The organism is Photorhabdus sp. HUG-39, assembly GCF_963878365.1.
GTDB classification, from domain to species: Bacteria; Pseudomonadota; Gammaproteobacteria; order Enterobacterales; family Enterobacteriaceae; genus Photorhabdus; species Photorhabdus kayaii.
Map to the genome: position 1 here is coordinate 1 of NZ_CAWNWY010000071.1, position 5884 is coordinate 5884.

Here is a 5884-nt window from a genome sequence, read left to right on the forward strand (position 1 = left end):
TGATGAAAAAGCGATGAGTTTATTTTTTCCCCTGAAAAAGCAAGAAAAAGTCATACACAATAAGGTCATTTATTGGTGAGTGCAAAATTGATCTTATTTTTTGTATTGAGAGTTTTTAGAGGTTCCCTTAATTCCGGTTTTGACTCCGGAATAGAGTGAACTCTTCTATTCTGACTTAATTTATAACTCGGTGGTTATTATGAAAAAACAGATGATTGAATGGGTAACTTTGGCGGGAAAAGGGGTGACTTTAGAACCTCTGACACACCAACGGCATGATGAGTTTTTACAGGCAATTGAAGAGGGTGAACTGCATAAATTGTGGTACACCAGTGTCCCTTCGCCAGCTGAGCTAGGTAACGAGATTGAACGCCATTTATTGCTACATGAAAAAGGTACTATGCTGCCTTTTGCGATTGTTGATCATCGAACAGGTAAAGCGGTTGGAATGACCACGTATATGAATATTGATTCTAATGCCCGCCGGTTGGAAATTGGTTATACCTGGTATGCTCGTTCTGTTCAGCGGACACATATTAATACGGAAGCAAAATATCTCTTATTGAAATACGCTTTTGAAGAATTGGGATGTATCGCAGTGGAGTTTCGCACTCATTTTTTTAATCATCAGAGTCGGAAGGCGATAGAGCGACTGGGCGCAAAACTTGATGGGATTCTGCGTAGTCATGCTGTATCTAAAGATGGCAGTATCAGGGATACTTGTGTTTACAGCATTATCAGTGGTGAATGGCCTGCGGTTAAAATACATCTTGAATGGCTGATGGTTAAACCGAGATAAGAATCATCTCAAAAATTAGGCCGTCCTGTGAAAGGTTGCGGCCTGATTCTGATTTAATTTGAAGGCAGAGAATGCTGCATTCCATTATCCAGTTCATCTAGTAATTGATAGCGGCGGCGATATTCTGCCCGCTTCTTACTGGCTATATCTTCAAGCGGTTTTCTTTCAATGAATAAGGGGAGATGGAAATCCTTATTTTTTCCCTTTTCTCCACCTAATGATTCCCAGAAAGAGTCGTAATCAGCGACTAATTTGTCTTTCTTTTTATGCCAATAGCGTAGACTCTTATAGATGTGAGTATCATTGCTAGCTGCCAGAATTTGCTGGCATTCAAAGTGGGCTGCGAGACGGCAAATGGATTCAATCAGTAAGCGTTTTGGAAATAATCCATAACAATCTTTCGTTGCATCGCGGATAATTTCAAGGGTTGCATCGCCTTTGGAACCTTGTAGTCCACCGATGAACAGTGTTTTTTTACCAGCAATAGTGAGTAGTGTGAAAGCGCATCTTGCCAAGGTTTTATTATCTTCTGTTGTAATAAATAGAGTAAGCTCACCTTCTTTATTAAAGCAGTCCATAGAATCTAGACAAATAGTGTAAGTTCCACTCTTACCATTGATAACCGCTAATGGATATGCATTGGAACGAAATATTTTATTAACAATAGACTGATTTAACCCAGTAAATAATAGCTGGTAATGTTCATTTATTGCACGTAACGTCTGCCCTCTATTGAAGTTAATACTTAGATAAGGGCGATGTAATTTAGAAGGTAAACAAGGTTGTTTCTTCAAAATATCCAGATAGAACGGCGTATTAACTATCTGGTTTAATAGTTTTAGTGTCGATATTGGCATCAGAGCGCTACGTAAGGCAAATTTAGTGCGATTCTGGGCAGAATACCAATGAGGGCTAGGGCTAATTTTTTTTCCGACTAAATCTGTGAACAGCCGAATTCCTGAACTGGCAGGTTGATACATATATTTCATTTATTTCATTTCTTTATCTAGTTCTAAAAAATAACTGGAGGGAAGAGGACTTGTAAGCCGTGAGTATACTCCTTTGATATTAAACAAAACTTCAACAGATGTTTATTTATGTTTTTTTAAGATAAAAAATCAACAGCTGTTTAATGAATGTTTAGTTATTAAGGGGATTTTATCGTGTTTGTTTATTATTTGTTTAGTTTTCTGTGATGTTTTTTGTTGTAAAAGCACATCCAGAAAGATGAGAGAAACGGCTATAACTTGGTGTGATACCCGAGCTCATGATCTGTAACAAATTTAGCAGGTGAGTATCGACGATAAATGATTAATGTTGGATATATTATTTTTTGAATCCATTTAATTAAAACATTAATAATTATTCTATTAATTTGTTTTATTTTTACATTAATGTCAGAATGGATGAAATATTTTTATTTTGTGATTTATATTATATTTTTATGAAAAAATTTTCTTATTCTTGCAAAGTTAATTTGGTACTTGCAGAATATGGATTATATTTTTATTATTAATTAAAATTTATGATTTTATACCCAATGGATTTCAAGATGGATCGCGACGGCAAGGGAGCGAATCCCCGGGAGCATAGATAACGATGTGACCGGGGTGAGTGAGTGCAGCCAACAAAGAGGCAACTTGAAAGATGACGGGTATATATGATTCAATTCACAGAAAGGCCATTAATAATGGATGAGATGCTTGTTCTTGTTGATAAACATGACAATCCCATTGGTTCAGCGGGAAAAGCTGATATTCATCAGAAAGGTATGTTACATCGGGCCTTTTCTATCTTTGTTTTTGATAATAAAGGAAATTTACTCTTACAGAAGCGAGCGGCAACCAAATATCATTCAGCCGGACTTTGGACCAATAGCTGTTGTGGTCACCCTAGGGTTGGTGAAGCTCTGGAGGCCGCTGCACATCGGCGTCTTGGCGAAGAGATGGGTTTTGATTGTCCATTGAAAAAGGTTTCGTCATTTATTTATCACGCGATACTTCCTAATGATTTGATTGAATACGAGTATGATCATGTTTTTATTGGACGCTTTGATAAAGAACCGATAATTAACTTTGACGAAGTGTCCGATTATAAATGGGTTAATCCTCTGAAATTGAGGGAGCTAATTAATAATGCTCCTGATGTATATACGGTTTGGTTCAAAAAAATTATTAATGGACTTTCGTATCAAGATATTGAGGGGTGGCAAAGGCTGATTTGATAACAATGTAATTTATCGGTAGCCATAGCATTGGATTAATTAGATATGAATATCTCATTGAAATTTTCCAATACGCCGCAAATCCTGACAAATTAAGGGTGGCTATCGGGGATGCGGGCTGGACTTCCTCATGAAACTGGGATACAAAGCCGTAGCGGCGGGGGTCCATCTGGTCAAACTGGATCAGTGATTCGCCAGCTCGAAAACCTGTCATTGCTGCGGTCACAAAGTGCCGGAAATGCCGCTGCGTAAGCGGATCTGGCAATGCCCGGTTTGTCATGTCGAACATGACCGCGATATCAATGAGGCGATCAACATCCAGCGCAAGGGCACAGCAGCATTTACACACCTGTAGTTTGGGGGGAATCCAGCGAATCAGTGTCATGCAATTGATGTTAGACACGTTTGTAGTAAAGGAGTTGGCTGAACTGACAGCCAGTCATACACACCATAATACGGGTACATTGGAGAACGCCAGAGTCATAAGGAACACGGCCTATAAATCCGATGGATTGAAACAGAAATATTCGCCTGTGATTGGGTGAATATCATCCCATTTGTATGAGCTTTTTTACGCTATGACATAGGTTGATAACACCTTTTTTAAGGTGTAGACTGATTGTGTTAGCAGGAGAATGTCGCGCTGGAACCGAGGCTACCAATCTCGTATAGCACAAAGACAAACCGCTCTATCCAAGGGTAAAAATAAAAAACCAACCTCACCAGTTGGTTTTTTATTTTTATCTACTCATCATTTTAATTGATTGAATCATTTGAAAATAAACCTATAATCAACGGCTGTTAGTTTGGGGTAGCGTTCTGACCTGTGTATCTCTGACGCAAGTTTTTTTAAGTCCTGGCTGAGTACAGGTGGTGCTGATTCAGTGCCTCGGTCAGAGCGCGATATTCTCCTGCTAACACAGATGAGGGCCAGTCGGACAGGCAGCGTAAAGGCAATGGCTGGTTAAGTCGTGCTCCTAACTGGAGCAAACGGGTGAAAGCATTTATTGACATTGCTATCATCGTTCTCAAAGCGTTAATCGTGCTTTTAGAGCTGATCCGTGCATTTCTGAAATAGATAACGGAAACGTAGCTAAGGCCATCGGGGTAACCTCCCGGTGGCCTTTAACATTTACCGCCTTTGATCAAGCAAGCCACTCTTGTTTAAGTAGCTCAATATACTGATCTAAAAGCTTAAATTTGGTCATCCCGACTGGACTTGAACCCGTGTTCAAGCGGTTATTGCTCCGGTAGTATGGGAGGATAGCCAACAGATTAGTGTAGTTTACCGCGAGTCATACACATAATAACATTGGGACGCCTTTTTAAATGCGGTATCAATCAACGCTACGGGTTCGTGTTCTGATGATCTGAAATACAATTATCTCGCCCGCAACATGTGGGCTTTTTTATACTTTCATAGAGCTTGAATACAATTCTGATATTAAAAAATGGGCAATGAGTGTAATAAAAAACTGAAAATTTAGCGTGTTATATTAGTTTGACGGTTTAAAAATTGTCGTTACTTTTTCGGATATAGAAATAACTTATGTGATATCAGGATTGTTTGGTAAATCATTTCGGACGGTTCGTTTGATAGGCTGCTTATTTTCGTCAAAATACCGACTGGGCCATATCTCGGCAGGTGTGACACCAATTTCCTGAGCAAACTTCTTACCAGCTTACCAGCGTCCATGAACGCAAGGCTGCAAAACCTTGGTCACTGGATTTTGTCAATGACGAAATAAATGGGCTTATGGCGAAAACGGCACTACACCGCACCCGCCTGCACGCTTTGGATCAAAAGAGGATCACGAAGATAATTACAATGCAATGATATTAAAGGAAAAATTCTATTTTACGTGAAAAAGAAGATCACGAAAGGAAGCCGTGCTTTATCATAGAAATCAGATAGAGCGCGGCTTTACAGGATATACAGAACTGAAATTATTTTATCCTTTTGCATTACGACAAGGAGAAAGTGAAAGTATTAAAGTGTGCTTAATTCATTAATAAGCGCAGGATTACGTTCAAGCATCTTAAGTAGTTTCAGTGATGAACCAGAAGGAATGCGGCGGTGCTGTTCCCAGCTTTGAATTAGAGATGCAGAAACGCCAACAGCTTCGGCAAATTCACTTTGTTTTAAGCCAAAGGTTTCACGTAAGTTTTTTACATCAGGCAGGCGATGGTAATGGATATTTTCATCAGAAACAGAAAGTTCGCCTTTTTCAATTGCTACCATCTGATTCATGCTTTCAACCAGATCGTTAAAAAGTTTTTTGTCCATAGTCTCTCCTGTTGTATGAACATTGCCGCGTATCTGCGCGGTGTTAATTACTGTAATTTGTTACTGATGGCTTTAAGTACCTCTTTTTCTTTTGGAGTTAAGTCATCTTTTTTATCTTTAGGGTAAATCAAAAGGAGATAGAGCCTCCCAGTTTTGGTTATGGCATAGTAGATAATTCTTACTCCGCCACGTTTTCCTATCCTTTCTCGCTGCCAACGAATCTTTTTACATCCTCCAGTAGCGCTGATGGTATTACCCTGATCGTGATTCTTTAGTAAGTGCTCCTGTAATAGCCTAAATTCATCATCGGTTAACAGTTCTGCTCGTTCTCTACTAAATACGGGAGTTTCGATAAAAACCAGATATTCCATAAAAAACATCCTTGCCTATATATGGAAATATGATATTCGTACATGGTACGACAGTCAAGATCAAATCGTACTGGAGACTAGGCTGTGTCCCGCAATAGATTGAGATAGAATAATCCCCTGGCTCTGACTTTCGGAAAAAACCTGTTATGGCTCGTTACGACCTTCCTGATGAAGCATGGGAGTTACTGCTCCCCTTATTGCCC

9 protein-coding genes and 1 pseudogene are annotated in these 5884 nt (G+C 39.2%); 5 read left to right on the forward strand and 5 right to left on the reverse strand.

Going from position 1 to position 5884, the window contains the following annotated elements:
- Positions 1-199: 199 nt before the first annotated feature.
- Positions 200-799 carry a GNAT family N-acetyltransferase gene (locus AAC155_RS23695; protein ID WP_113044377.1) on the forward strand — a complete coding sequence of 200 codons (600 nt, stop codon included), beginning with the start codon at positions 200-202 and terminating at the stop codon, positions 797-799.
- A 53-nt stretch (positions 800-852) separates the two neighbouring features.
- Here the strand turns inward: AAC155_RS23695 and AAC155_RS23700 are convergent, their stop codons facing one another.
- Positions 853-1788, reverse strand: coding sequence for a VirK/YbjX family protein (locus AAC155_RS23700; protein ID WP_113044378.1), 936 nt, complete (start codon positions 1786-1788; stop codon positions 853-855).
- A 701-nt stretch (positions 1789-2489) separates the two neighbouring features.
- Between AAC155_RS23700 and idi the strand changes: the two genes are divergently transcribed.
- From idi to AAC155_RS23715, 3 genes and pseudogenes are all read left to right on the forward strand, one after another.
- Positions 2490-3023 (forward strand): isopentenyl-diphosphate Delta-isomerase, encoded by a 534-nt coding sequence (idi, locus tag AAC155_RS23705; RefSeq protein ID WP_113044379.1) that lies wholly within the window; start codon positions 2490-2492, stop codon positions 3021-3023.
- Positions 3024-3124: 101 nt separating this feature from the next.
- Positions 3125-3354 (forward strand): annotated as a pseudogene (locus AAC155_RS23710) (zinc ribbon domain-containing protein); the annotation flags it as partial.
- A complete protein-coding gene (locus AAC155_RS23715) occupies positions 3302-3568 on the forward strand; it encodes a hypothetical protein (RefSeq protein ID WP_146748149.1) in 267 nt (88 codons plus the stop codon). The pseudogene AAC155_RS23710 and the gene AAC155_RS23715, both read left to right, overlap by 53 nt.
- 304 nt (positions 3569-3872) lie before the next feature.
- Here AAC155_RS23715 and AAC155_RS23720 read toward each other — a convergent pair whose 3' ends face one another.
- On the reverse strand, positions 3873-4037 hold the full coding sequence (locus AAC155_RS23720; protein WP_158536636.1) for a hypothetical protein: 165 nt from the start codon (positions 4035-4037) through the stop codon (positions 3873-3875).
- On the opposite strand from AAC155_RS23720, the gene dinQ reads away from it, so the two are divergent.
- Complete coding sequence (gene dinQ, locus AAC155_RS24600) at positions 4030-4101, forward strand: damage-inducible type I toxin DinQ (RefSeq protein ID WP_387490891.1); 72 nt, start codon at positions 4030-4032, stop codon at positions 4099-4101. The two genes, AAC155_RS23720 and dinQ, sit on opposite strands and share 8 nt — an antisense overlap.
- A gap of 469 nt (positions 4102-4570) precedes the next feature.
- Here dinQ and AAC155_RS23725 read toward each other — a convergent pair whose 3' ends face one another.
- The 3 genes from AAC155_RS23725 to AAC155_RS23735 form a co-directional block, all read right to left on the reverse strand.
- On the reverse strand, positions 4571-4681 hold the full coding sequence (locus tag AAC155_RS23725; protein ID WP_262978356.1) for a helix-turn-helix domain-containing protein: 111 nt from the start codon (positions 4679-4681) through the stop codon (positions 4571-4573).
- Between the two features lie 332 nt (positions 4682-5013).
- Entirely contained in the window at positions 5014-5310 is a 297-nt protein-coding gene (gene nadS / locus AAC155_RS23730) for a NadS family protein (protein WP_113044380.1), read from the reverse strand.
- Between the two features lie 47 nt (positions 5311-5357).
- Entirely contained in the window at positions 5358-5681 is a 324-nt protein-coding gene (locus AAC155_RS23735) for a type II toxin-antitoxin system RelE/ParE family toxin (RefSeq protein ID WP_113044381.1), read from the reverse strand.
- Between the last annotated feature and the right edge of the window lie 203 nt (positions 5682-5884).